The sequence below is a fragment of the Bacillus cereus group sp. BceL062 genome (genome assembly GCF_051780025.1).
Classification (GTDB): domain Bacteria; phylum Bacillota; class Bacilli; order Bacillales; family Bacillaceae_G; genus Bacillus_A; species Bacillus_A toyonensis.
In genome coordinates, this window is record NZ_JBPWGY010000005.1 from 83,704 (window position 1) to 109,917 (window position 26,214).

Consider the following 26,214-nt stretch of genomic DNA (forward strand, 5'->3'; position numbering starts at 1 on the left):
AGAATTCGTGCCCCTCATATTAGAGGCACGAACTTCACCTTATTTTTTCTTGTTATGATTTGCCTCAATATTACCTTTAATTTGCTTCACTGCACTATCAAGAGCTGCTTTTGGCGCCTCTTTATCTGTAACAACTAATTGAAGGGCATCTCCAGCTGGTTTCCATACTTCTTGCATTTCTGGAATGTTTGGCATTGGAATTCCATTTTCTGATTGCGTTGCAACCGCTTTTGCAGCTTCGTTATCTTTAATAATCGGATCTTCCATTACTGATTTTACTGGCGGAATTTCTTTCGTTTTCTCAAATCTAATTTTCGCGTTTTCTTCATTCGTTACCCATTCAGTGAATTTAGTAGCTAAATCATTTTGTTTAGAAAAGCTTGTTACATGCCATCCTTTTACCCCAACGAACGTTTTCATCGGTTGACCATTTGGTAATTTTGGCATTGGAGCAACACCATAATCAATTCCGTTCTTTTCCATCGCTTGGAACGCCCATGGTCCGTTCATGATAGAAGCTGCTTTTCCTTCATTAAATAATCCATCAGCAGCAGGTCCACCAGATTCACCGATAATACCTTTCGGGAATAGTTTTTCTTTGTACCATTTCTGAAGATATTCAGCACCTTGTACAGCACCGCTATTATTTAACCCAACATCACTTGCATTTGGTTTTCCATCTTTTTCACCAAACACATAACCACCCATACCTGCCATGAATGCATTAGCAAAGTAGAAATTATCTCCTAATGTTAAAAATCCGTACTTGCCATCCTTTGTAAAATCTTTTGAGAAGTTAAACAATTCGTCCATTGTTTCTGGTGCTTTTTGCATAAACTTTTTATTGTAAATAAAGACTGGTGTTTCAATCGCTTTTGGTAAGCCATATAGTTTCCCGTTATATGTCTGTGCTTCTATTGATAAATCAGTAAACTTACTCTTAACAGCATCATCTGCTTTCACTTCAGAAAGTAAGCCCTCTGTTACTGCATTTCCGATTTGATCGTGTGGCAATGTTACAACATCCGGTCCAGTCCCCGCTGGTCCATCAAGACGTAACTTCTTCACTTGATCTGTCATTTGCATTTCAACAACTTTTACTTTTACTTTATATTTTTCCTCAAAGCTTTTCACTGCTGGTTCTAAACCAACGCCTTTTTTATCATCTTCCCAAACGAGAAGGTCATAGTCTTTCTTCGCTTTACTTTCCTCTTTTTTCCCTGAATCTTTCGGCCCACATGCAGATAACATACCAATTGATAATGCCGAAACCGTTAATAATGATAATGCTTTCTTCATCCCAAAAAACCTCCCTAAATTGTCTATGTACCTTACTAATTGAAAACGTTTGCATTTGAAAGTTTAATAGAAGCGCAAACCCTATCTCAAATCTATGAAAACGTTTGCGCTATTTGTCTATCATTATACATTCTTTTATTCATTTTGCAAATATTAATTTTAAAAATAATGTCATTATGCTCTTTATACATTGACTTTATATGAAATGAATACTACTCTTATAAGCAATATTAAAGCTAATAGAAAGGCAATCGTTTGCAATACAGGCTTTATTATTACATTTAAGGGAATAATATGTATAGAGATATTAAAGGGGGATTTTCTATATGCTTAAAGAAGCCGTTTACCATAGGCCGAAAGATAATTATGCATACGCTTACGATGAAAAAACAATTCACATCCGAATACGTACTAAGAGAAACGATGTTCAAATCGCCACTCTTATTTATGGTGACCCTTACGAATGGACAGATGGAAAATGGATTACGTCAAATACGCCGATGAACAAAACTGGTTCTACTGCATTATTTGATTATTGGTCCATTTCAATCGAACCAAAATTTAAGCGCTTACGTTATGGATTCGAATTAAAAACTGAGACAGAAACTCTTATTTATGCAGAACGAGGCTTTTTCTCAAACATTCCAGATGACGATGTCGGTAACTTTTTCTGCTTTCCATTCATTCATACAAAAGACGTTTTCATGGCACCACCTTGGATTAAGGACACAGTATGGTATCAAATCTTCCCAGAACGATTCGCTAACGGGGACAGCACATTAAATCCAGCAAACACCCTCCCTTGGGGAAGTACCGAACCAACTCCAACTAATTTTTTCGGAGGAGATTTTGCTGGTATTATTCAAAACCTTGATTACCTTGTTAAACTTGGGATTTCTGGAATATACTTCACACCTATTTTTAAAGCTCATTCAAACCATAAATATGACACTATTGACTACATGGAAATCGATCCGCAATTCGGGACGAAAGAAACTTTCAAAGAACTTGTTGGGGCATGTCATAAACACGGTATAAAAGTAATGCTCGATGCTGTGTTTAATCATAGTGGCTACTTTTTCGATAAATTCCAAGACGTACTAGAACATGGTGAAAAGTCAGCATATAAAGAGTGGTTCCACATTCATGAATTCCCAATTATAACCGAGCCACTTCCTAATTATGATACTTTCGCATTTACACCGTATATGCCTAAATTAAATACTGCACACCCAGATGTAAAAGAATATTTACTTGAAGTAGGGCGTTATTGGGTAAGAGAATTCAATATAGACGGTTGGCGCCTTGATGTAGCAAATGAAGTTGACCACTGCTTTTGGAGAGAATTCCGAAGTGAGATAAAGGCGTTAAATCCTGAAGTATATATTTTAGGAGAAATTTGGCACGACGCCCTCCCATGGCTACACGGAGATCAATTTGATGCTGTCATGAGCTATCCTGTTACAAATGCTCTACTTTCTTACTTTGCTAACAATTCCATTAAAGCAAGTGAATTCATGAAACAAATTACAGAATCCCTACATTCCTACTCTATGAATATAAATGAAGCCGCATTTCATTTATTAGACAGCCATGATACACCAAGAATATTAACAACATGTAACGGAGATAAAAATAAGTTAAAGTTACTCTATGTATTCCATCTTTCTTTCATCGGCTCTCCTTGTATTTATTATGGAGACGAAATCGGTATGGATGGCGGCATGGACCCGGATTGCCGCAAATGTATGATTTGGGATACAAAAGAACAAGACCATGTATTATTTACACATATACAAACATTACTTTCATTACGAAAACAATATAAAGCATTTGGAGGACATGGTACATTCCAATTCATCGAAGCAAATGATGAACATAATTACATTTCTTATACGAAAACATATGGAGATGAAACTATCTTTTTCGTTTTAAATCCTACTAACGATGAAATTACAGCTTCACTCCCTATCCATATTACAAGGAAGAAAATAGTCAATATATATACAAACGAAGAATTTTCAGCAGAAGCAAGTGTATTACAAGTTACACTTCCACCGCACGGATTCTCAATATTAAAATGGTAATAGAAAAAGCCTTATGTCGCTCGGACATAAGGCTTTTTCTTATTTCAATTTATACACCATTGCTTCATATGGACGCAATGTAACGTTTTCCATTAATCCATTTTCCGAGTCATAATTGTGTATTAACAGTTCTGATTCACTATAAACAATGTTCTCAGGCAATTCAAATACACATTGATCCGCAGTGAAGTTTGCAATCACAAGTAGCTTTTCTTCTCCATATGTTCTTACATAAGCAAAAATAGAAGGGCTATTATCTAGTATTAAATCATACGATCCATACACAACTATTTCATTATTTTTGCGTAACTCAATCAATTTCTTATAGTAATAAAAAATTGATCCTTCGTCTTGGATTGCTTGTTTCACATTAATCTCTTTGTAATTAGGGTTTACCGTAATCCAAGGTTCACCCGTTGTAAATCCAGCGTGATACTGATCATCCCACTGCATCGGAGTTCTAGCATTATCACGACCTTTTATATAAATAGATTCCATGACTTTTTCTTTATCTTCACCACGGTCTATCACTTTTTCTTTATACATATTTAACGTTTCAATATCTCGATATTCATCAATTGATTCGAATCGAACGTTAGTCATTCCGATTTCTTCTCCTTGATAAATATATGGTGTTCCTTTCATCATATGAAGCACCGTCGCTAACATTTTCGCAGATTCAGTACGATACATTCCATCATTACCAAAACGAGATACAACGCGCGGCTGATCATGGTTATTCCAATACAGGCTATTCCATCCTGTATGCTCTAATGCTTTTTGCCACTTTGTTAAATTCTGTTTTAAAGTAAGAAGTGGACATGGTTTTACATCCCATTTTCCGCCTTCTCCTGAATCTAAATCCATATGTTCAAATTGAAATACCATTTGTAGTTCTTTTCTAGCTTCTCCTGTATACAATTTAGCTTCTTCTGTCGTTACACCAGGCATTTCGCCAACCGTCATAATATCATAATGAGACAATACTTCTTCATTCATTTCATGCAAATATTTATGAATATTTGGACCGTTCATAAAATGCTTATGACCTGAAACATACCCCTCTTCTTCTGTTTCAACAGTCGGTAAACTTTCTTCTTTAGAAATAAAATTGATAACATCCATGCGGAATCCATCAATTCCTTTTTCTAACCAAAACTTCATCATTTCATAAACATCTTGTCTTACCTGTTCATTATCCCAATTTAAATCCGGCTGTTTTTTAGAAAACAGATGTAAATAATACTCATCTGTCATTTCATCATATTGCCATGCAGATCCACTAAAAGCTGCTCCCCAGTTATTCGGCTCTTTCCCTTCTTTTCCAGAACGCCATATATAGTAATCTCTATATTTATTATCTGTTGATTTACGTGATTCAATAAACCAATTATGTTCATCAGAAGTATGATTAACAACTAAATCCATCATAAGTTTCATATTACGTTCATGCATTTCATGTAATAGCTCATCCCAATCTTCCATTGTTCCGAACTCGTTCATAATTTTACAATAATCACTTATATCATAACCATTATCATCATTTGGAGATTCATAGACTGGCGATAACCAAATTACATCAATCCCTAATTCTTTTAAGTAATCTAGCTTTGAAATAATACCACGAAGATCCCCTATACCATCACCATTACTATCCATAAAGCTACGAGGATAAATTTGATATACTACACTTTCTTTCCACCATTGTTTTTCCATTATGCTACCCCATTTCATTAGTAATTCATTCTTCTCTTTCTCCAAGGCGCAAACGTTTTCACTAATGAATGATAACAGATTCTATCTTAATTTAAAATAGCGCTTACAATTTTTATCCTTCTTTTTCTAGGAAAACATATGAAAACTACTACATATCACTCGAATAAATGAAAACGTTTTATTTTTTTATTTATTTTTTGAATCTATTCGTTTATAATAAACTCAAAGAAAACGTTTGCATAATTTTTTCTAGGGGGAAATACCATGGCAGAACTGAAATTAGAAAACATTTATAAAATATATGATAATAACGTAACCGCTGTAACAGATTTTAATTTACACATTCAAGATAAAGAGTTTATCGTATTTGTTGGTCCTTCTGGATGCGGAAAATCTACAACATTACGAATGGTAGCTGGACTTGAAGATATTTCAAAAGGAGAATTTTCAATTGATGGTAAGCTAATGAATGATGTTCCTCCAAAAGATCGTGATATCGCAATGGTTTTCCAAAACTATGCTCTTTATCCACATATGAGTGTATATGATAATATGGCATTTGGATTAAAGCTTCGAAAAATACCAAAAGATGAAATCGATCGTCGTGTGAAAGATGCCGCACGAATTTTAGGGCTTGAACAATATTTAGATAGAAAACCAAAAGCGTTATCAGGTGGACAACGCCAACGTGTTGCGTTAGGTAGAGCAATCGTTCGAGACGCGAAAGTTTTCTTAATGGATGAACCATTATCAAACTTAGATGCAAAACTCCGTGTTGCAATGCGCTCAGAAATTTCTAAGTTACACCATCGCCTTGGAACAACGACAATTTATGTAACACATGATCAAACAGAAGCAATGACAATGGCTTCCCGTCTTGTTGTTATGAAGGACGGAAAGATTCAACAAATTGGAACTCCAAAAGAAGTATATGAAACACCTGAAAACATTTTTGTTGGCGGATTTATTGGCTCTCCAGCTATGAATTTCTTCCGTGGTACATTAAATGAAACTGATTTCGTTATAGATAATTCATTGAAAATCAAAGTATCTGAAGGAAAAATGAAATTATTACGTGAACAAGGTTATGTAAATAAGGAAATCGTTTTAGGAATTCGTCCTGAAGATATTCATGATGAACTACTATTTTTAGAGGCTTCACAATCTACTACTTTCACATCAAAAATTGAAGTTGCTGAGTTGTTAGGTGCTGAATCCATTTTATATATGAAACTTGGAAATCAAGATTTTGCAGCACGTGTTGATGCAAGACATATATTCTCACCTGGAGACCAAATTAAATTAGCATTTGATTTAAATAAAGCGCATTTCTTTGATAGCCAAACCGAACAACGTATTCGCTAAAAAAATTTTCTTGTATATAACATACAAAAAAACCGTCCACATACATTGAGGGCGGTTTTCATTATTATACTAGGGCTTCTACTGTATGAAATGATTGTCCTTTCGTGCTAATAATACCGAAAATCGGTAAGTCACTAAGCACCACTTCTTCTTGCTGTTTCATAAAAGATGACGTTAATTGTTTTATCTCTATCCAAACGTCATTAATACAAAGTACATTGGAATCGTTCTCTTGTTGGCGAGAAAAAATAGAATCTATTTTATATAAACCAGCATTTTGAAAAAGCATATCAATGCGACTGAATGCATTCAAAGTAATACTGATAACACGTTGCCAATCTCCTTGTTTTTCCATATCGTAGGATACAAAAAGGGCTTCTCCGCCTAGATTCGTAATTTCCTCCACTGTTGCTTGTCCACTATCTTGATCAATGTCCGTCACAATTACTTTTGCGCCTTGTTTAGCCAACAAAAGAGCTGTATTACGTCCAATACCGATGCCACCGCCAGTTACGATAGCAACTTTTCCTGCAAGCTTCATTTTCATTACCCCTTCTATAAGTCTTACCGTCATTCAGTATACTCCTTTATAAGATTAGTCTGCAAGCAAGAAAAGGTACTCTTTTATTTGTAAGCGATTACTTTTTTACTCCTTCTTTTTTCTTACTATTACACTGATCGAAAACGAGACCAATGAAAATTAAAATCCCCCAAAAGATTATGCTACCTCCCGTCATTACAGCTTCCCCCTTCATTATATAAAGATATTATTTTCATTTATTATACCATTTTCTTAATTTTCAATCTATTGAAAAAGGACTTTCTACTTCGAAAAATATCCTTCCATAATAAAAAACCTTTTTATGTACAAGCATAAAAAGGTTTTTTATTATACTAGATTCATCACTTTTGTCTTTGTAATTAAATCATGAAAACCGCAATTATCTTTGCGGAACAACATCATATATACGTTGCATATTAACGGAATTCCAAGTAACAGTATGTTCGGTAATAACAATACAAAAAATCGTAAAGTTAATGTTTGCAACGTTAATTTTTCACTCGTCAATGAAATCAATTTTGTTCTCGTTATTTTTTTCCCAAGTGTAACACCGTTCCAAATAAAAGGTAACAAAATAAAATATAGAACCATTAATATGAAAACTACTGCGAGATCATATCTATAGTCACCGAAACTTATATTAAACCGATTAAAAATAGCACTATAGTTTCCGGTCATAACAGCTACTACTGCACCATACATAACCGAGATTAAAAACATGTCAATTAGGGAAGCACCTATGCGATTCATTACAAGCGCTGGACGATGCATCTTCAACTTCATTTTATGTCGACTCCTTCGTATCCTTCTTTACCCGTTACATCGTACCACTTCTAAAAAACATTGTAAACTGGCGTTTCTCTTACTTTTCTTGTACAATGTGTTACAACAGCATTGTAAAGGAGGTTCCCATATTGAAAAAATGGATAATCCTATTCGTCGCCGTCCTATTAACTGCTTGTACAGGAAATACAAACCATGTATCTTATACGATTAACGATGAATACGAACTCATACGTACTTCTGGAAATGCATTTGAACTGTTCCCTACGCAAGATGCTGTATATGCCACACAATACATCCCTGCCAAAATTACAGACATCGCTTGGGATGATAAATACATTATTGTAAAACAAACAGAGGAAAAGTCAGATCCAAATAACCCTGACGCAGCAATTGCAAATAAAAAAAGTGAACATTATTGGATTATTGACGTAAAGCACAATAAACGTTTCGGTCCCTATAATGAAAAACAATTTAATGAACAAAAAGATGCGTTTAAAATTAAAGTGCCTTTTCAAAATGTAGATTCATACATAAAAGAAATAAAAAAACAGTCAGCATAATATATAGAATGCTGACTGTTTTTCCTTATATCATTTTAAAAACATATTACTCAGAAAGTGAAATGTTAAAACTTTGTGATTCTTTAACAGTTTCTTGTGTTTCTGTGTCTCCTGCCATTAAATCATCCGTTGTAAATTTAATATCCTTTACCTTTTCTTTTCCATCATCAAGTATTAAACCGATAATTCCATCTCTTGTTTCACCAGGCTTATAATCTTCTCTTGATACATTTTTCGTACCAACGAGCGTATCTTCATCATATAAAAAGTTTTGAGTCGCTACTTTAAAATGTTGCTTATCATTAATCGTAACATCATTCATAGAGAAAAATTGCATATTTTTATTCCCGCTATTTTCCACCTTATATGTAATTTCAACGTAACGAATCGTATCACTAATCTCTGTTCCACTTAGCGATGCATATAATTCAGCATCTTCTTGACTTACCTTATCGCCCAATCTACGCTTTACTTCGTCAGGAGTTAATGCCGTATATGCTTTTAATGTATTTTTTGCGTCTTCACTCATTTGTGATAAAGAGATTACTTTCACATCTTGTACATGAATTTTCATTGGTGCTACTTCAAATGTTTGATTCACAGAATGTATCTGCTCTAACTTGAAAGTACCCCATCCTGTTTCTTTCACTCTTTGCCCAATTTTTTTTAGCTCACGCCCACCATATTCTTTTGTTTCAGGAATAGATTCTTTCTTCTTCGGTTCAGCTTTCTTTTCTTCTTGATGGAAGCAACCACTTAACATAAGAAGAAAACTACATAAAACAAAAATACTTTTCCATGCTTTCATCATTTAATTTCTCCTAACACTATCAATTCATTAAAATAAATTAGTCCCTAGTCTTGTAAACTATAGAAACAATAAGAAGTCCACAAAACGAACTTGTCAGTCCAGATACTATTATACCCCCTATTTGGAAAATATGAAAATAGGGATTTACGAACGCGTGAACGATAAATATAATAGTTGCCACAATGATTGCCGAAACCCAATACTTCCTTTTTTCTGAAGCTATAATAATATCTTTCCCTGTTTCATCTTTATACTTCCATAGTACGTGTAATAGTAATAATAAACCAACACATGTACTCCCATGTTGCATATATTTATACACCGGAATACTATGTAATTCTCTTTGTAACAATGGTATTTCCATAACGAAGTAGCCTGTATTATGAGTAAACGCATCCCAAACAACATGCGTGAGCATACCAAATAAAGCAGAATAGCAAAATACAAAGAAATCCTTCCATGTATGAAGTCCCCACCTCTCATCTACTGCATATGTATAGTAGCCAGCAAATGGTTTAGGTAAATGTGTTATACACGGCTTTTTTAAAATGTAATGATATATGTATGCTAATAGAAAGACAAGAGGTAAATTTAAATATAAGAACCCAAGCCACGTATGTCCAATCACGCCATACGGTCTAAAGTGTAAAAAATATTCAAAGTCAGGTGCCATACTACCTATTATAAGAGCCGTTACTGAAATATAATTAACCTGCTTTTTAGAAAAAGGGAGAACAGCTGCTGGATGCGCAAATGTAAACGGCATATTTTAACTCCTTTTCATATTTCCAATAGAATATCATCTATCATAACGAGAGAATTGACCTTCATGCAATGTTTATTTTCACATTGGAATATCATAGTTTCCATGTTATAATCCTCATGAAATATTCAGAAAATAAAATGGGAGTTCTCATGTCATTAACACTTTTCTTTTTTCTATGGAAGAACTTAAAAATTATAAAATATACGCCTGCTCTCGTTGGCTTTATAAGCGTTCTTTCCATTTTTATATTGCAGAGAATGACGTTCGGCTGAGAAAATCTCGGTTTTGGCGCACTTTATTAGCAAGTCGTCTTACACTTGTATTTTTTGCTTTTTTTAAATCAAAATCCGTTATGAATTGAGGTTTATATATTGATTGACGTACCCTTTTTAAAAAGTGTCACATTAAAAAAAGAAGATATCCCTAGCTTTTCCGCATATCCTTACTGTTTACCCGCTATTCGAACATTACAATCGCTCCTTTTCCATCCAAATGTAACATTCATTATTGGAGAAAACGGAACAGGTAAATCAACACTACTTGAAGCAATTGCAATTGCTTTAGGTTTTAATGCTGAAGGTGGAACGAAGAATTTCCGTTTTAGCACAAATAATTCACATTCATCTTTACATGAATATCTTCGAATTTCCAAAAGTTTCAATACACCAAGCGATGGTTTCTTTCTTCGCGCTGAATCATTTTATAACGTCGCTTCTTATATCGATGAAATGGATGCTGATCCAGAAGCACGCGGAAATCCAGTTATTGACTCATATGGTGGTATCTCACTACACAAACAATCACATGGCGAATCATTTTTCTCCTTATTTATGAACCGTTTTTCAGGACAAGGTTTATACATTTTAGATGAGCCTGAGGCAGCTTTATCCCCGATGAGACAACTTTCCATGCTCATTCGAATGCACGAACTAGCTGAACAAGGTTCACAATTTGTTATTGCCACGCATTCCCCTATATTAATGGCTTATCCTGAATCTACTATATATTCTTTAACACAAGAGGGGATTCACGAATCATCTTTAGAAGAAACGGAGCATTATCAAACGACGAAACTTTTCTTTGAAAATCGCGATCGATTATTCCATCATCTATTTGAGTCGTAAAAAAGAAGCAGCAAACGCTGCTTCTTTTTTATAATGCTTCTATAAATAAGGCAACCCCGATACCGCCACCGACGCATAAAGAGGCAATTCCTTTTTCTAATCCACGTCTTTTTAATTCATGAATTAAACTTACAGTGATACGAGCTCCTGTACAACCGATTGGGTGTCCAAGTCCTACACCACTACCGTTTACATTCACTTTTTCACGGTCTAAACCTAATTCTTTCTCTACAGCTAGGTATTGCGCAGCGAAAGCTTCATTAATTTCAAGTAAATCTGCATCTTCTAATGACCAATCTACTTTTTCTAATCCTTTACGAATTGCTGGTGCTGGTCCAATTCCCATAATTTTAGGATCTACTCCAGCTACTGAATAGCCAACAATTCTAGCTAACGGTTGTAAGCCTTTTTCTTTCGCTTTTTCTTCACTCATTAATACTAGAACTGCACTTCCGTCATTAAGACCAGATGCATTCCCTGCCGTTACAGATCCATCTTTACGGAAAGCTGGTTTTAATCCAGCTAATTTTTCCGCTGTAATATCTGCACGCGGATGTTCATCCTTAGAAAATACAATTTCTTTTCTACGCTCTTTTATTGTAATAGGAACAATTTGATCGTCAAAGTATCCAGACTCGATTGCTTGTAGTGCCAATGTATGACTGCGAAGCGCAACTTCATCTTGTTCCTCTCTTGTAATTTCATATTGTTCAACTAAATTTTCCGCTGTTTCACCCATCATAATATGATGAATCGGATCTTCTAGCACTTCCCACACCGTATCACGAATTTCTCCGTGCTGTAGACGTTGTCCCCAGCGGTGCTGTTTCAATGCATAAGGGCTCGAACTCATCGCTTCTACTCCACCTGCAATAACAACATCACTCACACCTAATTGAATTTGCATTGCAGCTGACATAATTGCTTGCATACCTGAAGAACATTGGCGTTGGATTGTATAGCCCGTAACTGTGTCAGGAAATCCTGCCGCTAATGCAGCCGTTCTCGCCGTATTTGCTTCATCAGTTCTTTGAATACAATGACCTAAAATTACTTCATCAACTTCATGTGGTTCTACCCCGCCTCGTTTTACAGCTTCCTGAAGTACAGGAACAGCTAATTCTACTGGTGTTATATTTTTTAGTGCTCCTCCGAAAGTTCCTATTGGTGAACGAACTGCAGCTGTAATGACAACATTATGCATTTTGTACTTGCCCCTCTCTTATGTACCCTAGTCAGTTTTTAGGTGAAATTCCATAAGATGTATATCTACAACTATCATACTATAAACATACTAAAAAATCAAAATATTTAATATAATAAAAATAGAAGGAATTAACCTTCTATTCTGTTAATGCGTATAGGAATTTTTGTAAAATCTTCTCTGTTGTTTTATTCAAATTCGGTAACTTATCTACCGGAAAATATTGAAGCTGTACTCCTTCATGATCAAGCTTAACTTCCCCACTCACATGATGCCCCTGATACAGATGAATGACATTAAAAATTTCATCTCCATTTGGATATTGGAAGTACACTTCTTTTCCCGAAAGAACCCCGATAAATTGCATAATTTTCGCGTTTAGTCCCGTCTCTTCAAATAGTTCTCTGCGAGCAGTTTCTTCTGTCGTTTCTCCTAGCTCCATCGCTCCGCCAGGTACACCCCAATCATATGTGTCTGAACGATATTGAAGCAATACTTCTTGCCTATCATTTAATATAATAATTGCTGATCCTACTAAAATAAGTGGCCTTGTACCAACGACTTTACGTAACTCTTCAATATACCCCAATATGTAAACTCTCCTTTCCTCACCCTCCCTTATCATAACAAAATTTTTCTCATTTTGTTGATGTAAATTTCAAGAAAAAAAGGAAGCTTTCGCTCCCTTTTTTCACTTTATTTCTTAAAACTTTCATATTTTACAGCTTCAAAAGCTTCTTCAATTTCATCATTACGATAATGAACGTATGTAAAACGCCCCAATTCTACTAATCTTGCTATTTCTTGTAACGCTTTATGTTGATCATATGTTTCCCCCAGCTTAATATGTACGTAAAACTTCATTAATGGATGTTCATATACAGGTTCTCCCACCTCTACATATACATCTTCAACCCCTTGCACAACTTTTACATAACTCGCAAATTGATAAAGAGCTTCTCTGTCTGAAACGATTTTTAATGTATACATATATTCTCCCCCTTTCCTTTACTATATCAAAAAGATGACCATACTACGTTATAGAACTATGAAATTTTTTCGACTTGTAGTCTATATATTCATGTAATAAACAAGGCGTTTATCCATACATAGCACCTTTTTCTCACATATATTATAGGAAGAATTTTTTCATTTGAGGTGTTCCCTATGGATCCATACGTCAATATATGTATTTGCATTACGCCAGGCGCCAACATTTCTGAAGACCGTATCGCAAAAGATTTAGCAGTCGCAGAATCAATTTGGCACCCCATTACATTTCAAATTCAAGAAGTAATTGTATTAAATGAGCTTTTTCGTTTTTCAGACCGTGAAATTAGTTATAAAAATTCTATTCAAAGTCAGGAAAAATTAGCATCCTTTTTCCAAACGTGTGTAAATGAAGCTCCAGAATGTGATCTTTATATTTGTTATATTGGCAGTGATTATTTTAAAGAAACAGCAGTAATTGCCTGTGCTTACTCTTTAGCTAAACAACAACAACTTACTGGTTATATCGTTTTAACAAATTCAGCCGCTCCTATGAAAAATATATATACGCTCGCTCACGAAATTGGCCATATTTTATTCACAAGGCGGGTTCACGGAAAACTTACACATGCAGATCCTCATTCTCCAACTGGCTCGGAACACCACCCTTCTCCATCAAATCTGATGTACCCTGTAGTCCCCCGCCCAGAAAACGTCCATATTCATTCCTTATTAACAAACGAACAAAAAGAACTCTCTTTACAAAGCTCTTTATTACAAAGAAAAAAACAGTAACAATCTTATTACTGTTTAAAACAACTTATTTAATCAACAAACCAAGTCCCGGCTGCTAGAAATAAAAATAGACAACTAAACGTAAATGTAATCCCTCTAAAAATCCCTATATAATATTTCTTTGGAAATAATTTTTTGCATATCCAGAGCAGCCTTTTTCCTATTAACCCGAAGAACAAAATATATCCTGATGTGTCATCTAATAAAGTATTAAAATAGTCATCATGTACCTTTTTGCCAAATCTGTATAGATTCCTATAATTGCTAATCCTCTTCTATTTCTAGAACTTCTTATTAAATTACTAGTTTTTCAACCATCACTATTATAAAAATAGGGATTCCTAATACAAATAAACCACTCCACCCAAGAGACCGAACATTTACAATTGTTGTCACTACTAGTATAACTCCTCCAATTAAATATCTTCCTATTTGAGGAATTTCATAGAAAGGAAAACTGTACCAATCCTTAAAAAGCATTATTAATACTGGTAAATAAGTAAGCATTACGGCTCCAAATAGCAGTAAACTCTTTTTCAAAATACTACTTTGAAAACTAGCACCTCTTAAAAACAAAATTCCTCCCACAATCATTAAAACTATGATAATTGGATATCCAATTACCCCGATTAAAGAGACTGTATATGGTTCGTTTAGCTTTCGAAATAAAAGATCTGGAATAGTCCAATAACATAGTATGCTCATAATAGCTGTAACTAGCCATCCAATATTACGTTTATAATCAACTTGCATCTCTTTTGCAAGTTGATTGGCATATTCCTTCGGCGAATTACCAAATATGTCTCCTACACTCTTGCCCCTTTTCTCCCCTTCTGTTAAATGCAATTCCGCATCTTCTAAAAAGGATTCAATATCTTTTTCACTTATCCCTTTTGCTGTTAAATAGGCACCTATCTCCGCCAAAAAATTTCGTGACTCATGTGAAAGCATCTCATTCTCCCCTTCCTTAATTAACCGTTTCTCTTCTATTCGTCTTCATCATAATTTCAACGAAAATTAAAATAAATAAACTTCCGTATAAGCATATAATCTGAAATAACATTGACATGAGATCTTCTGATGTAAATGCTTGAAATACTAACATAATAGAAAGAGGAATAATTAAATATAAGTTTTTAAACCATCCTTCAAAATACATGTTTATAGCTACTGTCATGATAAAGATCCCACCAGCTAACATATAACTTTGCATTTGGGTGAATGTAACCATCTTTGTAGGATATATTACATCTAATATCGTAACAGCTCCTAATAAAAACATTGGAGCGATCATGACTAAAGACCACATAGAAAACCACGTTTTTGTAAAGCTTGTTACAAAGGTCATTTTACGAAGCAAAAAATTAGGGCCTAACACAGCTAACATTAATGTGAAACTATAACCAATGCACTGAATAAGTGAAATTTGTAACTTTCCGTTATTCACTATTAAAATAGAAGCAATAATCCAAAATGCTACGATATTCATTACTGTAAAACCAATTTACTTCCACGTTTCCTGTCTATCTCTTTCCATCACTTTTACAAGTTCATTAGCATATTCTTTCGTCGAACTTCCAAAAATTTCTTCTACACTTTTCCCGTCACTCTCACCTTCTATTAAATGCAACTCTGCATCTTCTAAAAAGCTTTCCATATCGCTTTCTTCCACACTCTTTGCGGTCAAAAACAATCTCATATCTAACAAAAACTTTTGCGCTTCACTTGATAGCATTTCTTCCCTTCCCTTCAAGTAGACGTTCTACACTACTTTGCATCGATTCCCAGCGACCCATAAATTCATCCAGTTCATCTTCTCCCTTTTCTGTTAACGTATAATACTTCCTTTTTGGACCAGATGGAGATTCCTTCATTACACTTGATATTAGCCCCTCTTTTTGCATCCGTATTAACAACGGATAAATACTTCCCTCACTCGCCATTGTAAAACCATACTTCGCTAGCTTTTCACTCATTTCATAACCGTATATTTCACCTTCAGAAATAATAGCAAGTAAGCATCCTTCTAAAATCCCTTTCAGCATTTGACTTGTCGACATAATTGAAATCCTCCCACTATCTTGTTTTACAAGATAGCTAACGGATTTTTTCCAAATGTTTGCAGGAATTTCGTAGTTCCCCCTCTAAATAGAGCAATGAGGGAACTTTTATTATGAAGGAGTGTTTTTCATCATGGTTACAAATCGAGTTGTCTTTTTAACAGGTGCTGCGAGTGGTATTGGTTATGAAATGGGGAATACCTTTGCAAAAGAAGGCGCAAAAGTTGTTATTACTGATCGCCTTGAAGATCGTGCGAAAGAAGCTGCTGAACAATTACAAAAAGAAGGCTTTCAAGCTATCGGTTTAAAATGTGACGTTACATCTGAAGAAGAAATTACAGCAGCGCTTTCTCAAACAGTTAGTCATTTCGGTTCATTAGACGTATTAATTAACAATGCAGGAATGCAACATGTTTCACCGATTGAAGATTTTCCAACTGAGAAATTCGAGCTTCTTATTAAAATTATGCAAATCGCTCCATTTATCGCCATCAAACACGCTTTTCCTATTATGAAAAAACAAAAATACGGCCGGATTATTAACGTCGCTTCTATTAATGGCCTTGTCGGATTCGCCGGAAAAGCTGCCTACAATAGCGCAAAGCATGGCGTAATTGGACTAACAAAAGTTGCCGCATTAGAAGGTGCTACCCATGGAATTACTGTTAATGCACTTTGCCCTGGTTATGTCGATACCCCTCTTGTACGTAATCAACTACAAGACTTAGCTACTACACGAAATGTACCGCTTGAAAATGTTTTAGAAGATGTCATTTATCCACTTGTACCACAAAAACGTTTATTACAAGTACAAGAAATTGCTGATTATGCTATGTTTTTAGCGAGTGAAAAAGCAAAAGGCATAACTGGTCAAGCTGTCGTTATCGATGGTGGTTATATTGCTCAATAAAGTGAAACTTTAATCAGTGGGGCTTCATCCCCCACTGATTCGTAGCCCTCACCAATCGGGCTTTTACGGGCAGTTAATGCGTGATAAAAAAATAAAGTTTGCTCACGAAGAGCAAACTTTATTTTTTATCACGAGGATCATCGTACTTTAGTAATTGCTGTGGCAGTTTCTCTATCGCAACAGTTATCCCATCTAATTTACTTTCAATCCGATGGAGTAAATATAATGTTACAACAATTGGAAAGCCTACATTACCTATCATCCCGATCCACTCTTCCATCCTTCTCTCCTCCTTTCATTATATAAATAAGGGGAAAAGGCACATTTAGGCATAAAAAAACAAGCTATTATGTATTAGCTTGTTTTTCAAATAATGATGAAATTTCTCGCTCATAATCTCCACGTATAATACCTTTCTCAGTAATAATACCTGTAATTAATTCATGCGGTGTTACGTCAAATGCAGGATTATAAACATCTGTACCAATCGGTGCCACTTGTTTGCCAAAAATTTTCGTAACTTCTGTTTCATCTCTTTCTTCAATAACAATTTCGGTACCTGTTTGTTTCGTAATATCAAACGTAGATAACGGAGCTGCAACGTAAAATGGAATTTCGAAATACTTTGCTAATATAGCTAAATTCATTGTTCCGATTTTATTTGCCGTATCTCCATTTGTGACAATTCGATCTGCCCCTACGATAATTGCATCAATTTCTTTCGTACGAATTGCATGAGCTGCCGTATTATCTGTAATAAGCGTCACATCAATACCCGCTTGCTTTAACTCCCATGTCGTTAAACGGCCACCTTGTAAAACCGGTCTCGTTTCACATGCATACGCATGTAAGTGTACACCTTTTTCTTTCCCGATATAAAACGGCGCTAATGCAGTACCATACCTTGCAGTTGCAATACTTCCGGCATTACAAATTGTTAAAATGTTATCACCGTCTGTAAAGCATGTTAACGCATGTTCTCCAATACTCCGGCATACCTCTTCATCTTCCTGCTGAATGCGAAGCGCTTCTTCTTCTAATGTTTTTTGCGCTTCTTTTATTGTAGTAATCTCTCGAATAGATTCTCTCATACGATCAATTGCCCAAAACAAATTCACTGCCGTCGGTCGTGATGTCCCTAAATAGTTACAATCTCTATTAAATATCTTCTGAAATTCTTCAATATGTATCGTGTTATATTTTTTTGATGCAAGCGCCAAACCAAATGCTGCTACAATTCCAATTGCGGGTGCTCCGCGTACTTCTAGCATTACAATACTTTTCCATACCTCTTCAATAGTCGTCAACGTTTTATATTCTGTACTATGCGGCAACTTTGTTTGATTTAATACCGCAATTGCATCACCTTTCCAACTTACAGACCTCGGAACAGTTACAAATGTACTCATGCTTTTATGCCTCCTGAAACTGTCTGTTGAAATAATGTTCGAAACAGTTGAATATCAGCACACTTAGATTCATATTTTATTAGTTCTTTTCCTAAGTACAGCGCTTGCTTCTTAGCTTGAATTCTTCTTTCTTTATTTGCTATTTCATCTAAATCCGCTACATGAGCTAAACCAATTGTTCTACGAATCAGTTCACATCCGGCAAATCCGACGGCATCAGTAAAGATATTTTGCAAAATAATTGGTAACCATTGTTTTTCTTTCGTATATGCTTCTACACCTTCTCCAATCCATAACTTCGTAAAAGTTTCTACAAAATAACTCCATGTCTTTTCTATATGGAAAAATAGTACACTTCTCTTTTCTTCTTCTCTCGATAAAGCATTTAATAATAGATTTGCAATAAATTGACCGATATCAAAGCCAAATGGACCGTACGTTGCAAATTCTGGATCAATCACTTTCGTTTCAGAAGGTGATGAAAAAATACTACCAGTATGTAAATCACCATGAATAAGCGCTTCTTTTCTCGTTAAAAACTTATATTTATATTGTGCTACTTTTAGTTTTAAAATTTTGTCACTCCAAAGTTCATCAATCACTGACTGTAAATCTGACTCATAATCATTCGTATCGTAATGTCCAAACGGATCCGTAAAAACTAAATCTTCTGTAATTTTACTAAGGTCTGGATTTACAAATGTACCTTCTAGCACCCTTTTCTCTTCTGACTGTAAACCGAAATCTGAAGTATAAAATAAAACATGTGCTAGAAAACGACCGATATGCTGGGATAAAAGTGGATATCCTTCTCCATCTATTAATCCTTTTCTTGTAATTGTTAGTCTTGATAAGTCTTCTATTACTGTAACTGCTAACTCTTCATCATGACTGTACACTACCGGAACATAATCTGGTACATACTTCGCGAAAATTTGTAATGCCTTGCTTTCAATCGTCGCTCTTTTTATAGACAACGGCCAGCTCTCACCAACTACTTTCGCATATGGAAGTGCTTGTTTTATTATAATTGATCTCTCTCCATCAACTAATTTGAACACGTAATTTAAATTTCCATCTCCTATTTCATGACAAACTACTTTCGCCTTCTTGTCAAAATATCCATGTTCTTTCGCATATTGTACAGCTGTTACTTCTGTTAATGAATAATATCCCATCGTCTTTTCCTCCTTTTTAAATTCAGAGGTTTTTCTAACGCAGAAAAACCTCTTTCCACTAAGAAAGAGGTTTGAAGTTTATCTTCTCCCCTCTTATCTGCCAGAAATTTTATTTTCTGCTGGAATTAGCACCGTGCCTTTTGGCGTCATAAACGCCCCATTTCACAATGGTATTACGGTCGGTTGCTGGGCTTCATCGGGCCAAATCCCTCCACCTGCTCTTGATAAGAGTTATATGATTTTTTAGAATTTTTAACTTTATGTTGAAAACTATACCAAGAATAAAAATCACTTGTCAATATTTTATTTGTATAGTTCTGGACGGCGATCTGCAAAAACTGGAATTCCTTTACGTACCTCTTTAATCTTCTCGAATGTAAGTTCTCCAAATAAAATGGATTCCTCTTTATTTGCCTCTACCACGACTTCACCCCAAGGATCCACAATTAGAGAATGACCTGCAAACTCATTATTCGGATCCTTTCCTGACCTATTGCATGCAACAACATAACATTGATTTTCAACTGCTCTTGCTTGCAATAGCAAACGCCAATGTGCTAAACGAACTAATGGCCATTCTGCTACAACGAATAAAACTTTTGCCCCTTTAGCAGTATGAACGCGCATCCATTCTGGAAAACGAATATCATAGCAAATTGTGCCAGCGCACTCGATATCATCTAGTTTAAATTCACCTGTTTCATTACCCGCTATTAAATATTTGTGTTCATCCATAAGCTGAAATAAATGTACTTTACTATATTCATTGACTAGATCTCCTTCGTTGTTTACGACATACATTGTATTGGTAACCCCTTGCTCTGTTTGCTTTGCTATAGAACCACCAACAATATGTACACCATATTGCTTCGACCATTCTTTCAACTTTTCTTTCGTTTCTAATCCATCCCTATCTGCAATTTCAGAAAGCCTCGTTAAATCATATCCTGTTGTCCATAGTTCTGGTAAGACGATAACATCTGGTCTTTCCTTCATCGCTTCGCTTATTTTATTTTTAGCGTTCTCCATATTTTTTTCTACATCTCCAAATACAATATCCATTTGAATACATGCGACTTTCATTTTTTCAGCCCCATTCTTAATTTTCTCTTTACAAAATACTGGAAAGATTATATCATTTGTCACTAGAATTGTAACAACTTTCAAAAGAGGTGGAAAGTATGAAATTATTTCAACCTTCTGAGATAGTAACATCATTGCCAACACAATTTTTCGCTTCACTTGTTGCAAAAGTTAACAAAGTCGTTGCGGCTGGTCACGATGTTATTAATCTAGGTCAAGGTAATCCAGATCAACCAACACCGCAGCATATCGTAAAAGCTTTACAACATGCTGCAGAAAAGACCATTCATCATAAATATCCGCCATTTCGCGGACACGAAAGCTTAAAAGAAGCCGTGGCAACATTCTATCAACGTGAATATGATGTAGTAGTAAATCCAAAAACTGAAGTTGCTATTTTGTTTGGTGGAAAAGCTGGATTAGTAGAATTACCAATGTGTTTTACAAACCCTGGTGATACGATTCTCGTTCCCGATCCAGGCTATCCAGATTATTTATCCGGAGTTGCTTTAGCAAAAGCGCAATTTGAAACAATGCCGCTTATTGCCGAAAATAAATTTTTACCAGATTATACAAAAATTGATGACGCTATTGCGAAACAAGCAAAGTTAATGTTTTTAAACTATCCAAACAATCCTACTGGTGCTACTGCATCAAAAGATTTCTTTGATGAAACCATTCATTTTGCTAATAAACATAATATATTAGTCGTTCACGATTTTGCTTACGGTGCGATCGGATTTGATGGTCAAAAACCGGTTAGTTTCTTGCAAGCAGACGGTGCAAAAGATATAGGAATTGAAATTTACACATTATCCAAAACTTTCAATATGGCTGGATGGCGTATTGCTTTTGCCGTAGGGAATGAAAGTGTCATCGAAACAATTAACCTATTGCAAGATCATATGTATGTTAGTATTTTTGGTGCAGTTCAAGACGCTGCCCGCGAAGCGCTATTAAGTTCACAATCTTGCGTCGTAGATCTTGTAAATAGTTACGAATCTCGAAGAAATGCTCTTATTTCAGCTTGTCACTCTATCGGTTGGAATGTAGACATCCCAACCGGATCCTTCTTTGCATGGCTTCCTGTACCAGAAGGATATACATCTGAGCAATTTTCTGATATTTTGCTAGAAAAAGCACACGTTGCAGTTGCTCCTGGTGTTGGATTTGGTGAACACGGTGAAGGATACGTCCGCGTTGGTCTCTTGCATACAGAAGAACGATTACGAGAAGCAATTAATCGAATTGATAAATTAAATTTTTTCAAAAAGTCGTTGACAACATGAAAAATATCTGACAAAATTCAGTTATCTTAAAAATTTAAACATTTCTAAATACTTCTTATCAAGAGCAGGTGGAGGGACGAGCCCGACGAAACCCGGCAACCGATCTACAATTGTAGACACGGTGCTAATTCTCGCAGCATTACGCTGACAGATAAGGAGCTGGTTGTAAAAAAACCTCTCCTTAGCTGAGAGGTTTTTTTATTTAACTAGGAGGTTATAACAATGAGCGGAATTATAGCGACGTATTTAATCCATGACGATTCACTTAACTTAGACAAAAAGGCTGAACAAATTGCACTCGGTTTAACAATTGGCTCTTGGACTCATTTGCCACATTTATTACAAGAACAATTAAAACAACATAAAGGCAACGTCATTCATATTGAGGAATTAGAAGAACAAGAACATATCAATTCGTATCTACGCAAAAAAGTAAAACGTGGGATTATTAAAATCGAATACCCATTATTAAATTTCAGTCCAGATTTACCAGCGATTTTAACAACTACATTCGGAAAGTTATCACTTGATGGCGAAGTGAAATTAATTGACTTAACGTTTTCAGACGAATTAAAAAAGCACTTCCCTGGTCCAAAATTCGGTATAGATGGTATTCGAAATCTTGTACAAGTGTATGACCGTCCCCTTTTAATGAGCATTTTCAAAGGAATGATTGGACGAAATATTGGATACTTAAAAACTCAATTACGCGATCAAGCAATTGGTGGTGTGGATATCGTAAAAGATGATGAAATTTTATTCGAGAACTCCTTAACACCACTTGCGAAGCGAATTGTATCTGGAAAAGAAGTTTTACAATCCGTATATGAAACATACGGCCATAAAACATTATATGCCGTAAATTTAACAGGACGAACTTTCGACTTAAAAGAAAATGCGAAACGCGCAGTGCAAGCTGGTGCTGATATTCTATTATTTAATGTATTTGCTTACGGACTAGATGTACTACAATCACTGGCAGAAGATGATGAAATCCCAGTTCCTATTATGGCACACCCTGCTGTAAGTGGTGCTTATTCAGCATCCAAGCTATATGGGGTCTCATCTCCATTATTACTTGGAAAGCTACTACGTTATGCTGGTGCTGATTTTTCTTTATTCCCGTCTCCATACGGAAGTGTTGCGTTAGAAAAGGAAGATGCTTTCAACATTTCAAACTATTTAACTGAAGACGATGCGTTTTTCAAGAAAAGTTTCTCTGTCCCATCTGCTGGCATTCATCCTGGTTTCGTTCCCTTTATTCTACGAGACTTCGGTAAAGATGTTGTTATTAATGCGGGCGGCGGCATACATGGGCATCCGTATGGGGCGCAAGGTGGTGGAAAAGCTTTCCGTACTGCAATTGATGCTACTTTGCAAGGTAAACCACTCCATGAAGTAGATGAAATAAATTTGCATAGCGCACTACAAATATGGGGAAATCCCTCTCATGAGGTGAAATTATGAGTATTCAAGTATTTTGTGATTTCGATGGTACGATTACAAATAACGATAACATTATGTCGATTATGGAAAAATTCGCACCACCAGAAGCAGAAGAAATAAAGCAAAGAATTTTATCACAAGAGCTTTCTATTCAAGAAGGTGTTTCCCAATTATTTCAATTGCTACCTACTAATTTGCACGATGATATAATTCAATTTTTAAAAGAAACTGCCGAAATTCGTAGTGGCTTTCGTGAATTTATACAATTTGTAAATGAAAATAATATTTCTTTTTACGTTGTATCAGGTGGAATGGATTTCTTCGTCTATCCACTCCTACAAGGAATCATTCCAAAAGAGCAAATTTACTGTAATGAAACAGACTTTTCAAATGAATACATTACAGTTAAGTGGCCTAACCCTTGTGATCATCACTGTCAAAATCATTGTGGATTATGTAAATCATCTTTAATCCGCAAATTAAGTGATACAAATAATTTCCATATTGTAATCGGAGATTCTATTACTGATTTACAAGCTGCGAAACAAGCAGATAAAGTATTCGCTCGCGATTTCCTTATTACAAAGTGTAAAGAAAATCATATTGTTTATACACCGTTTGAAACATTTCACGATGTTCAAGCTGAATTAAAACATTTGTTGGAGGTGAAATCATGAAACAACTGTTTCGTCAATGGTATGACTTAAGCGAGATTAAAAAAGAATTAACAACTCGAAATTGGTTTCCAGCAACAAGTGGCAATATTTCTATAAAAGTTAGTCATGAGCCGCTTACTTTCCTTATTACAGCAAGCGGTAAAGATAAAACAAAAACCACTCCAGATGATTTTCTATTAGTAGATCATGTAGGAGTTCCCGTTTTAGAGACTGAATTACGCCCTTCAGCAGAAACAATATTGCATACACATATTTATAACAATACGAATGCCGGGTGCGTACTTCATGTTCATACAACGGATAACAATGTCATCACAAATTTGTATAGCGATACAGTCACCCTTCAAAATCAAGAAATCATTAAAGCTCTTGATATTTGGGAGGAAGGTGCAACAATTCACATTCCTATTATCGAAAACCATGCTCATATCCCAACACTTGGGGAGAACTTCCGAAAACATATACAAGGAGATTCGGGAGCAGTATTAATTCGAAATCACGGCATCACTGTATGGGGCCGAGATAGCTTTGATGCAAAGAAAAGATTAGAAGCTTATGAGTTTTTATTCCAATTTCATATAAAACTATTATCAATTCAAGGAGGCGTTTCTAATGGCGCAAATTCGTATTCATGAAGTAAATACTCGCATTGAGGATGAAGTGGAAGTATCAAAATTTCTACAAGAGGAAGGCGTTTTATATGAGAAATGGAATATTTCTAAACTTCCTACTCATTTAAATGAAAATTATTCGTTAACAGATGATAACAAAGCTGAAATATTAACTGTTTTTTCAAAAGAAATCGCTGATGTTTCAGCACGCCGAGGTTATAAAGCGCATGATGTAATTTCACTTTCAAGTAGCACACCTAACCTTGACGAATTATTAATTAATTTCCAAAAAGAACACCATCATACTGATGATGAAGTTCGCTTTATTGTCAGTGGCCATGGCATCTTTGCTATTGAAGGCAAAGATGGAAAATTCTTTGACGTTGAACTTGAGCCAGGCGACCTAATCTCTGTTCCTGAAAATGCAAGACATTATTTTACTTTGCAGGATGATCGTCAAGTTGTAGCTATTCGTATTTTTGTTACAACTGAAGGCTGGGTTCCAATCTATTAAGGTAGCTAGTTGAATAAAAGGACTTGGACCCCCTTTTCCAACCTTTTATTCACTCTACATATATACATCCTCCTATGGAACAGGCTTATTTCCAAAAATGAAATAGGCCTGATTTTTTATTTATTCAAAGCATCTTTCCTCTTCTTCCAAGAAACAATCTATCCACTTGATTTTTCAAGTGTATTTCTCAACCCTTTTTGAACATTTGTTGAACTTTTTTTAGATTTTTTCTGAAAATTCTGTTTTGTATATGATATACTACAACTAATAAGAAGGAAAATAATATTGCAAACAGAGGGGGATAATCATGAGTTTACTTATCGCACTTATACTAGGAGTTTTATGCGGAGCTATTCCTGTTATTTTAGGAGCTATTATGGAAGAGTTAGAAGTTGGTGTTTTAGGTTTTGTCGCCTCTTGTGTAAGCGCTTTATTTTTTGGTTTATACGGCGCTATTCCTGTTGCTATTCTGTGCGCATTTTATATATTACGCCACGCTCGCTCAAAACAATTTGGCGCTAACCACATGGCGCAAGTTATCCCGTTCCCGGTTGAACGGTGCCGTCGAGCTTCTAGCTTATAATTATAAAAATGAAATATATTTACCTAAATAAATAAAAGTCCTCAAATGAGGACTTTTATTTATTTTCTTCTAGAAATTGAAACAATTCTTGTAGATGTAACGCATCTTCACTATAGCTAACAGACACATGACATATATCGTCAATCTCAGCTTGCATATAAAGATCCACTCCATCACGATCATATTTTAATGCCAAATAAAACTCCATTTCTTCTAACATCTTTTTTGAAGTTCGAATGACATAATGCCCTTTCTCATCTCTTCCATATTCAAAGTTTGGTTCAAAATCATATTTTTGTTTAAAGGCTTCCTTTTGTTTTTCATTGATTTGTATACAAGTTGCTCGCTGCACAGCATCAATCATCTCATCAAACTTTTGGAGATCCATC

29 protein-coding genes, 3 pseudogenes and 2 riboswitches are annotated in these 26,214 nt (G+C 35.3%); of the genes and pseudogenes, 13 read left to right on the forward strand and 19 right to left on the reverse strand.

What is annotated here, in order from left to right; genetic code table 11:
- Positions 1–39: 39 nt before the first annotated feature.
- Complete coding sequence (locus ACS2MN_RS13625) at positions 40–1,299, reverse strand: extracellular solute-binding protein (RefSeq protein ID WP_000709915.1); 1,260 nt, start codon at positions 1,297–1,299, stop codon at positions 40–42.
- 326 nt (positions 1,300–1,625) lie between these two features.
- Here ACS2MN_RS13625 and ACS2MN_RS13630 point away from each other — a divergent pair, with 326 nt between their 5' ends.
- The gene (locus tag ACS2MN_RS13630) at positions 1,626–3,386 is read left to right on the forward strand and encodes an alpha-glycosidase (RefSeq protein ID WP_000910468.1); all 1,761 of its coding nucleotides are present in this window, start codon (positions 1,626–1,628) and stop codon (positions 3,384–3,386) included.
- Between the two features lie 39 nt (positions 3,387–3,425).
- Here ACS2MN_RS13630 and malL read toward each other — a convergent pair whose 3' ends face one another.
- Positions 3,426–5,102: an oligo-1,6-glucosidase gene (gene malL, locus ACS2MN_RS13635; protein ID WP_000415213.1), complete on the reverse strand. Its 1,677-nt coding sequence runs from the start codon at positions 5,100–5,102 to the stop codon at positions 3,426–3,428.
- 264 nt (positions 5,103–5,366) lie between these two features.
- On the opposite strand from malL, the gene ACS2MN_RS13640 reads away from it, so the two are divergent.
- Entirely contained in the window at positions 5,367–6,467 is a 1,101-nt protein-coding gene (locus tag ACS2MN_RS13640; protein ID WP_224992976.1) for an ABC transporter ATP-binding protein, read from the forward strand.
- A 64-nt stretch (positions 6,468–6,531) separates the two neighbouring features.
- Here ACS2MN_RS13640 and ACS2MN_RS13645 read toward each other — a convergent pair whose 3' ends face one another.
- The 3 genes from ACS2MN_RS13645 to ACS2MN_RS13655 form a co-directional block, all read right to left on the reverse strand.
- Positions 6,532–7,041, reverse strand: coding sequence for an SDR family NAD(P)-dependent oxidoreductase (locus ACS2MN_RS13645; protein WP_000218407.1), 510 nt, complete (start codon positions 7,039–7,041; stop codon positions 6,532–6,534).
- A 64-nt stretch (positions 7,042–7,105) separates the two neighbouring features.
- A complete protein-coding gene (locus ACS2MN_RS13650) occupies positions 7,106–7,204 on the reverse strand; it encodes a hypothetical protein (protein ID WP_000145635.1) in 99 nt (32 codons plus the stop codon).
- 152 nt (positions 7,205–7,356) lie between these two features.
- Complete coding sequence (locus ACS2MN_RS13655) at positions 7,357–7,812, reverse strand: RDD family protein (protein ID WP_000769092.1); 456 nt, start codon at positions 7,810–7,812, stop codon at positions 7,357–7,359.
- A gap of 131 nt (positions 7,813–7,943) precedes the next feature.
- On the opposite strand from ACS2MN_RS13655, the gene ACS2MN_RS13660 reads away from it, so the two are divergent.
- Positions 7,944–8,375, forward strand: coding sequence for a DUF3997 domain-containing protein (locus ACS2MN_RS13660; protein ID WP_000758796.1), 432 nt, complete (start codon positions 7,944–7,946; stop codon positions 8,373–8,375).
- Positions 8,376–8,421: 46 nt separating this feature from the next.
- Here ACS2MN_RS13660 and ACS2MN_RS13665 read toward each other — a convergent pair whose 3' ends face one another.
- Together ACS2MN_RS13665 and ACS2MN_RS13670 are read right to left on the reverse strand one after the other, a co-directional pair.
- Positions 8,422–9,186 carry a hypothetical protein gene (locus tag ACS2MN_RS13665; RefSeq protein ID WP_087949717.1) on the reverse strand — a complete coding sequence of 255 codons (765 nt, stop codon included), beginning with the start codon at positions 9,184–9,186 and terminating at the stop codon, positions 8,422–8,424.
- Positions 9,187–9,223: 37 nt separating this feature from the next.
- Positions 9,224–9,952, reverse strand: a complete 729-nt coding sequence (locus ACS2MN_RS13670; protein WP_001116884.1) for a DUF4184 family protein — start codon at positions 9,950–9,952, stop codon at positions 9,224–9,226.
- Between the two features lie 116 nt (positions 9,953–10,068).
- On the opposite strand from ACS2MN_RS13670, the pseudogene ACS2MN_RS13675 reads away from it, so the two are divergent.
- Together ACS2MN_RS13675 and ACS2MN_RS13680 are read left to right on the forward strand one after the other, a co-directional pair.
- A pseudogene (locus ACS2MN_RS13675) lies at positions 10,069–10,313 on the forward strand (hypothetical protein).
- Between the two features lie 10 nt (positions 10,314–10,323).
- On the forward strand, positions 10,324–11,076 hold the full coding sequence (locus ACS2MN_RS13680; RefSeq protein WP_000567990.1) for an AAA family ATPase: 753 nt from the start codon (positions 10,324–10,326) through the stop codon (positions 11,074–11,076).
- Between the two features lie 28 nt (positions 11,077–11,104).
- Here the strand turns inward: ACS2MN_RS13680 and ACS2MN_RS13685 are convergent, their stop codons facing one another.
- The 3 genes from ACS2MN_RS13685 to ACS2MN_RS13695 form a co-directional block, all read right to left on the reverse strand.
- Entirely contained in the window at positions 11,105–12,280 is a 1,176-nt protein-coding gene (locus ACS2MN_RS13685) for an acetyl-CoA C-acetyltransferase (RefSeq protein ID WP_000552062.1), read from the reverse strand.
- A 139-nt stretch (positions 12,281–12,419) separates the two neighbouring features.
- On the reverse strand, positions 12,420–12,869 hold the full coding sequence (locus ACS2MN_RS13690; RefSeq protein WP_224992975.1) for an NUDIX hydrolase: 450 nt from the start codon (positions 12,867–12,869) through the stop codon (positions 12,420–12,422).
- A gap of 107 nt (positions 12,870–12,976) precedes the next feature.
- A complete protein-coding gene (locus tag ACS2MN_RS13695) occupies positions 12,977–13,270 on the reverse strand; it encodes a DUF3928 family protein (RefSeq protein WP_000288323.1) in 294 nt (97 codons plus the stop codon).
- A 177-nt stretch (positions 13,271–13,447) separates the two neighbouring features.
- Between ACS2MN_RS13695 and ACS2MN_RS13700 the strand changes: the two genes are divergently transcribed.
- Complete coding sequence (locus ACS2MN_RS13700) at positions 13,448–14,065, forward strand: ImmA/IrrE family metallo-endopeptidase (protein ID WP_000371631.1); 618 nt, start codon at positions 13,448–13,450, stop codon at positions 14,063–14,065.
- Positions 14,066–14,094: 29 nt separating this feature from the next.
- Here ACS2MN_RS13700 and ACS2MN_RS13705 read toward each other — a convergent pair.
- The 4 genes and pseudogenes from ACS2MN_RS13705 to ACS2MN_RS13720 all read right to left on the reverse strand — a co-directional run bounded on the left by ACS2MN_RS13705 (position 14,095) and on the right by ACS2MN_RS13720 (position 16,125).
- Positions 14,095–14,360 (reverse strand): annotated as a pseudogene (locus ACS2MN_RS13705) (DNA-binding protein).
- The gene (locus ACS2MN_RS13710; RefSeq protein WP_000948567.1) at positions 14,360–15,016 is read right to left on the reverse strand and encodes a DUF1129 domain-containing protein; all 657 of its coding nucleotides are present in this window, start codon (positions 15,014–15,016) and stop codon (positions 14,360–14,362) included. The pseudogene ACS2MN_RS13705 and the gene ACS2MN_RS13710 overlap by 1 nt, the downstream one beginning before the upstream one ends.
- Positions 15,017–15,032: 16 nt before the next feature.
- Positions 15,033–15,800, reverse strand: a pseudogene (locus tag ACS2MN_RS13715) (DUF1129 domain-containing protein).
- Positions 15,787–16,125, reverse strand: coding sequence for a PadR family transcriptional regulator (locus ACS2MN_RS13720; RefSeq protein ID WP_000107975.1), 339 nt, complete (start codon positions 16,123–16,125; stop codon positions 15,787–15,789). Before ACS2MN_RS13720 ends, ACS2MN_RS13715 begins: the two are co-directional and overlap by 14 nt.
- 133 nt (positions 16,126–16,258) lie before the next feature.
- Here ACS2MN_RS13720 and ACS2MN_RS13725 point away from each other — a divergent pair, with 133 nt between their 5' ends.
- Positions 16,259–17,035, forward strand: a complete 777-nt coding sequence (locus ACS2MN_RS13725; RefSeq protein WP_000258446.1) for a 3-hydroxybutyrate dehydrogenase — start codon at positions 16,259–16,261, stop codon at positions 17,033–17,035.
- 118 nt (positions 17,036–17,153) lie between these two features.
- Here the strand turns inward: ACS2MN_RS13725 and ACS2MN_RS13730 are convergent, their stop codons facing one another.
- From ACS2MN_RS13730 to ACS2MN_RS13745, 4 genes are all read right to left on the reverse strand, one after another.
- Positions 17,154–17,315 (reverse strand): YvrJ family protein, encoded by a 162-nt coding sequence (locus ACS2MN_RS13730; RefSeq protein ID WP_000393323.1) that lies wholly within the window; start codon positions 17,313–17,315, stop codon positions 17,154–17,156.
- A gap of 67 nt (positions 17,316–17,382) precedes the next feature.
- On the reverse strand, positions 17,383–18,444 hold the full coding sequence (mtnA, locus tag ACS2MN_RS13735; RefSeq protein ID WP_000103029.1) for an S-methyl-5-thioribose-1-phosphate isomerase: 1,062 nt from the start codon (positions 18,442–18,444) through the stop codon (positions 17,383–17,385).
- Positions 18,441–19,622 (reverse strand): S-methyl-5-thioribose kinase, encoded by a 1,182-nt coding sequence (gene mtnK, locus ACS2MN_RS13740; protein ID WP_098709235.1) that lies wholly within the window; start codon positions 19,620–19,622, stop codon positions 18,441–18,443. The genes mtnA and mtnK overlap by 4 nt, the downstream gene beginning before the upstream one ends.
- 90 nt (positions 19,623–19,712) lie before the next feature.
- Positions 19,713–19,853: riboswitch (SAM riboswitch) on the reverse strand.
- Positions 19,854–19,925: 72 nt separating this feature from the next.
- On the reverse strand, positions 19,926–20,789 hold the full coding sequence (locus ACS2MN_RS13745; RefSeq protein ID WP_033661364.1) for a carbon-nitrogen family hydrolase: 864 nt from the start codon (positions 20,787–20,789) through the stop codon (positions 19,926–19,928).
- 14 nt (positions 20,790–20,803) lie between these two features.
- On the opposite strand from ACS2MN_RS13745, the gene ACS2MN_RS13750 reads away from it, so the two are divergent.
- The 6 genes from ACS2MN_RS13750 (at position 20,804) to ACS2MN_RS13775 (ending at position 25,825) form a co-directional block, all read left to right on the forward strand.
- The gene (locus tag ACS2MN_RS13750; protein WP_000765540.1) at positions 20,804–21,994 is read left to right on the forward strand and encodes a pyridoxal phosphate-dependent aminotransferase; all 1,191 of its coding nucleotides are present in this window, start codon (positions 20,804–20,806) and stop codon (positions 21,992–21,994) included.
- A 52-nt stretch (positions 21,995–22,046) separates the two neighbouring features.
- Positions 22,047–22,152: riboswitch (SAM riboswitch) on the forward strand.
- 64 nt (positions 22,153–22,216) lie between these two features.
- Positions 22,217–23,461 carry a 2,3-diketo-5-methylthiopentyl-1-phosphate enolase gene (mtnW, locus tag ACS2MN_RS13755; RefSeq protein WP_000014212.1) on the forward strand — a complete coding sequence of 415 codons (1,245 nt, stop codon included), beginning with the start codon at positions 22,217–22,219 and terminating at the stop codon, positions 23,459–23,461.
- Entirely contained in the window at positions 23,458–24,117 is a 660-nt protein-coding gene (locus ACS2MN_RS13760; RefSeq protein ID WP_000027451.1) for a 2-hydroxy-3-keto-5-methylthiopentenyl-1-phosphate phosphatase, read from the forward strand. Before mtnW ends, ACS2MN_RS13760 begins: the two co-directional genes overlap by 4 nt.
- Positions 24,114–24,752: a methylthioribulose 1-phosphate dehydratase gene (locus ACS2MN_RS13765; protein WP_098709234.1), complete on the forward strand. Its 639-nt coding sequence runs from the start codon at positions 24,114–24,116 to the stop codon at positions 24,750–24,752. Before ACS2MN_RS13760 ends, ACS2MN_RS13765 begins: the two co-directional genes overlap by 4 nt.
- On the forward strand, positions 24,730–25,242 hold the full coding sequence (locus tag ACS2MN_RS13770; protein ID WP_098709233.1) for a 1,2-dihydroxy-3-keto-5-methylthiopentene dioxygenase: 513 nt from the start codon (positions 24,730–24,732) through the stop codon (positions 25,240–25,242). The genes ACS2MN_RS13765 and ACS2MN_RS13770 overlap by 23 nt, the downstream gene beginning before the upstream one ends.
- Before the next feature lie 307 nt (positions 25,243–25,549).
- Positions 25,550–25,825 carry a hypothetical protein gene (locus ACS2MN_RS13775; RefSeq protein ID WP_000054649.1) on the forward strand — a complete coding sequence of 92 codons (276 nt, stop codon included), beginning with the start codon at positions 25,550–25,552 and terminating at the stop codon, positions 25,823–25,825.
- Positions 25,826–25,880: 55 nt separating this feature from the next.
- Here the strand turns inward: ACS2MN_RS13775 and ACS2MN_RS13780 are convergent, their stop codons facing one another.
- Positions 25,881–26,213 (reverse strand): DUF3909 family protein, encoded by a 333-nt coding sequence (locus tag ACS2MN_RS13780; protein ID WP_000365606.1) that lies wholly within the window; start codon positions 26,211–26,213, stop codon positions 25,881–25,883.
- Between the last annotated feature and the right edge of the window lies 1 nt (position 26,214).

Excerpts from the sequence above, each read along its gene's own strand:
- ACS2MN_RS13625 (WP_000709915.1), bottom strand. The coding sequence starts at position 1,299 with ATGAAGAAAGCATTATCATTATTAACGGTTTCGGCATTATCAATTGGT.
- ACS2MN_RS13630 (WP_000910468.1), top strand. The coding sequence starts at position 1,626 with ATGCTTAAAGAAGCCGTTTACCATAGGCCGAAAGATAATTATGCATAC.
- malL (WP_000415213.1), bottom strand. The coding sequence starts at position 5,102 with ATGGAAAAACAATGGTGGAAAGAAAGTGTAGTATATCAAATTTATCCT.
- ACS2MN_RS13640 (WP_224992976.1), top strand. The coding sequence starts at position 5,367 with ATGGCAGAACTGAAATTAGAAAACATTTATAAAATATATGATAATAAC.
- ACS2MN_RS13645 (WP_000218407.1), bottom strand. The coding sequence starts at position 7,041 with ATGACGGTAAGACTTATAGAAGGGGTAATGAAAATGAAGCTTGCAGGA.
- ACS2MN_RS13650 (WP_000145635.1), bottom strand. The coding sequence starts at position 7,204 with ATGACGGGAGGTAGCATAATCTTTTGGGGGATTTTAATTTTCATTGGT.
- ACS2MN_RS13655 (WP_000769092.1), bottom strand. The coding sequence starts at position 7,812 with ATGAAGTTGAAGATGCATCGTCCAGCGCTTGTAATGAATCGCATAGGT.
- ACS2MN_RS13665 (WP_087949717.1), bottom strand. The coding sequence starts at position 9,186 with ATGATGAAAGCATGGAAAAGTATTTTTGTTTTATGTAGTTTTCTTCTT.
- ACS2MN_RS13670 (WP_001116884.1), bottom strand. The coding sequence starts at position 9,952 with ATGCCGTTTACATTTGCGCATCCAGCAGCTGTTCTCCCTTTTTCTAAA.
- ACS2MN_RS13685 (WP_000552062.1), bottom strand. The coding sequence starts at position 12,280 with ATGCATAATGTTGTCATTACAGCTGCAGTTCGTTCACCAATAGGAACT.
- ACS2MN_RS13695 (WP_000288323.1), bottom strand. The coding sequence starts at position 13,270 with ATGTATACATTAAAAATCGTTTCAGACAGAGAAGCTCTTTATCAATTT.
- ACS2MN_RS13700 (WP_000371631.1), top strand. The coding sequence starts at position 13,448 with ATGGATCCATACGTCAATATATGTATTTGCATTACGCCAGGCGCCAAC.
- ACS2MN_RS13710 (WP_000948567.1), bottom strand. The coding sequence starts at position 15,016 with ATGCTTTCACATGAGTCACGAAATTTTTTGGCGGAGATAGGTGCCTAT.
- ACS2MN_RS13720 (WP_000107975.1), bottom strand. The coding sequence starts at position 16,125 with ATGTCGACAAGTCAAATGCTGAAAGGGATTTTAGAAGGATGCTTACTT.
- ACS2MN_RS13725 (WP_000258446.1), top strand. The coding sequence starts at position 16,259 with ATGGTTACAAATCGAGTTGTCTTTTTAACAGGTGCTGCGAGTGGTATT.
- ACS2MN_RS13730 (WP_000393323.1), bottom strand. The coding sequence starts at position 17,315 with ATGGAAGAGTGGATCGGGATGATAGGTAATGTAGGCTTTCCAATTGTT.
- mtnA (WP_000103029.1), bottom strand. The coding sequence starts at position 18,444 with ATGAGTACATTTGTAACTGTTCCGAGGTCTGTAAGTTGGAAAGGTGAT.
- mtnK (WP_098709235.1), bottom strand. The coding sequence starts at position 19,622 with ATGGGATATTATTCATTAACAGAAGTAACAGCTGTACAATATGCGAAA.
- ACS2MN_RS13750 (WP_000765540.1), top strand. The coding sequence starts at position 20,804 with ATGAAATTATTTCAACCTTCTGAGATAGTAACATCATTGCCAACACAA.
- mtnW (WP_000014212.1), top strand. The coding sequence starts at position 22,217 with ATGAGCGGAATTATAGCGACGTATTTAATCCATGACGATTCACTTAAC.
- ACS2MN_RS13760 (WP_000027451.1), top strand. The coding sequence starts at position 23,458 with ATGAGTATTCAAGTATTTTGTGATTTCGATGGTACGATTACAAATAAC.
- ACS2MN_RS13765 (WP_098709234.1), top strand. The coding sequence starts at position 24,114 with ATGAAACAACTGTTTCGTCAATGGTATGACTTAAGCGAGATTAAAAAA.
- ACS2MN_RS13770 (WP_098709233.1), top strand. The coding sequence starts at position 24,730 with ATGGCGCAAATTCGTATTCATGAAGTAAATACTCGCATTGAGGATGAA.
- ACS2MN_RS13775 (WP_000054649.1), top strand. The coding sequence starts at position 25,550 with ATGAGTTTACTTATCGCACTTATACTAGGAGTTTTATGCGGAGCTATT.
- ACS2MN_RS13780 (WP_000365606.1), bottom strand. The coding sequence starts at position 26,213 with ATGGATCTCCAAAAGTTTGATGAGATGATTGATGCTGTGCAGCGAGCA.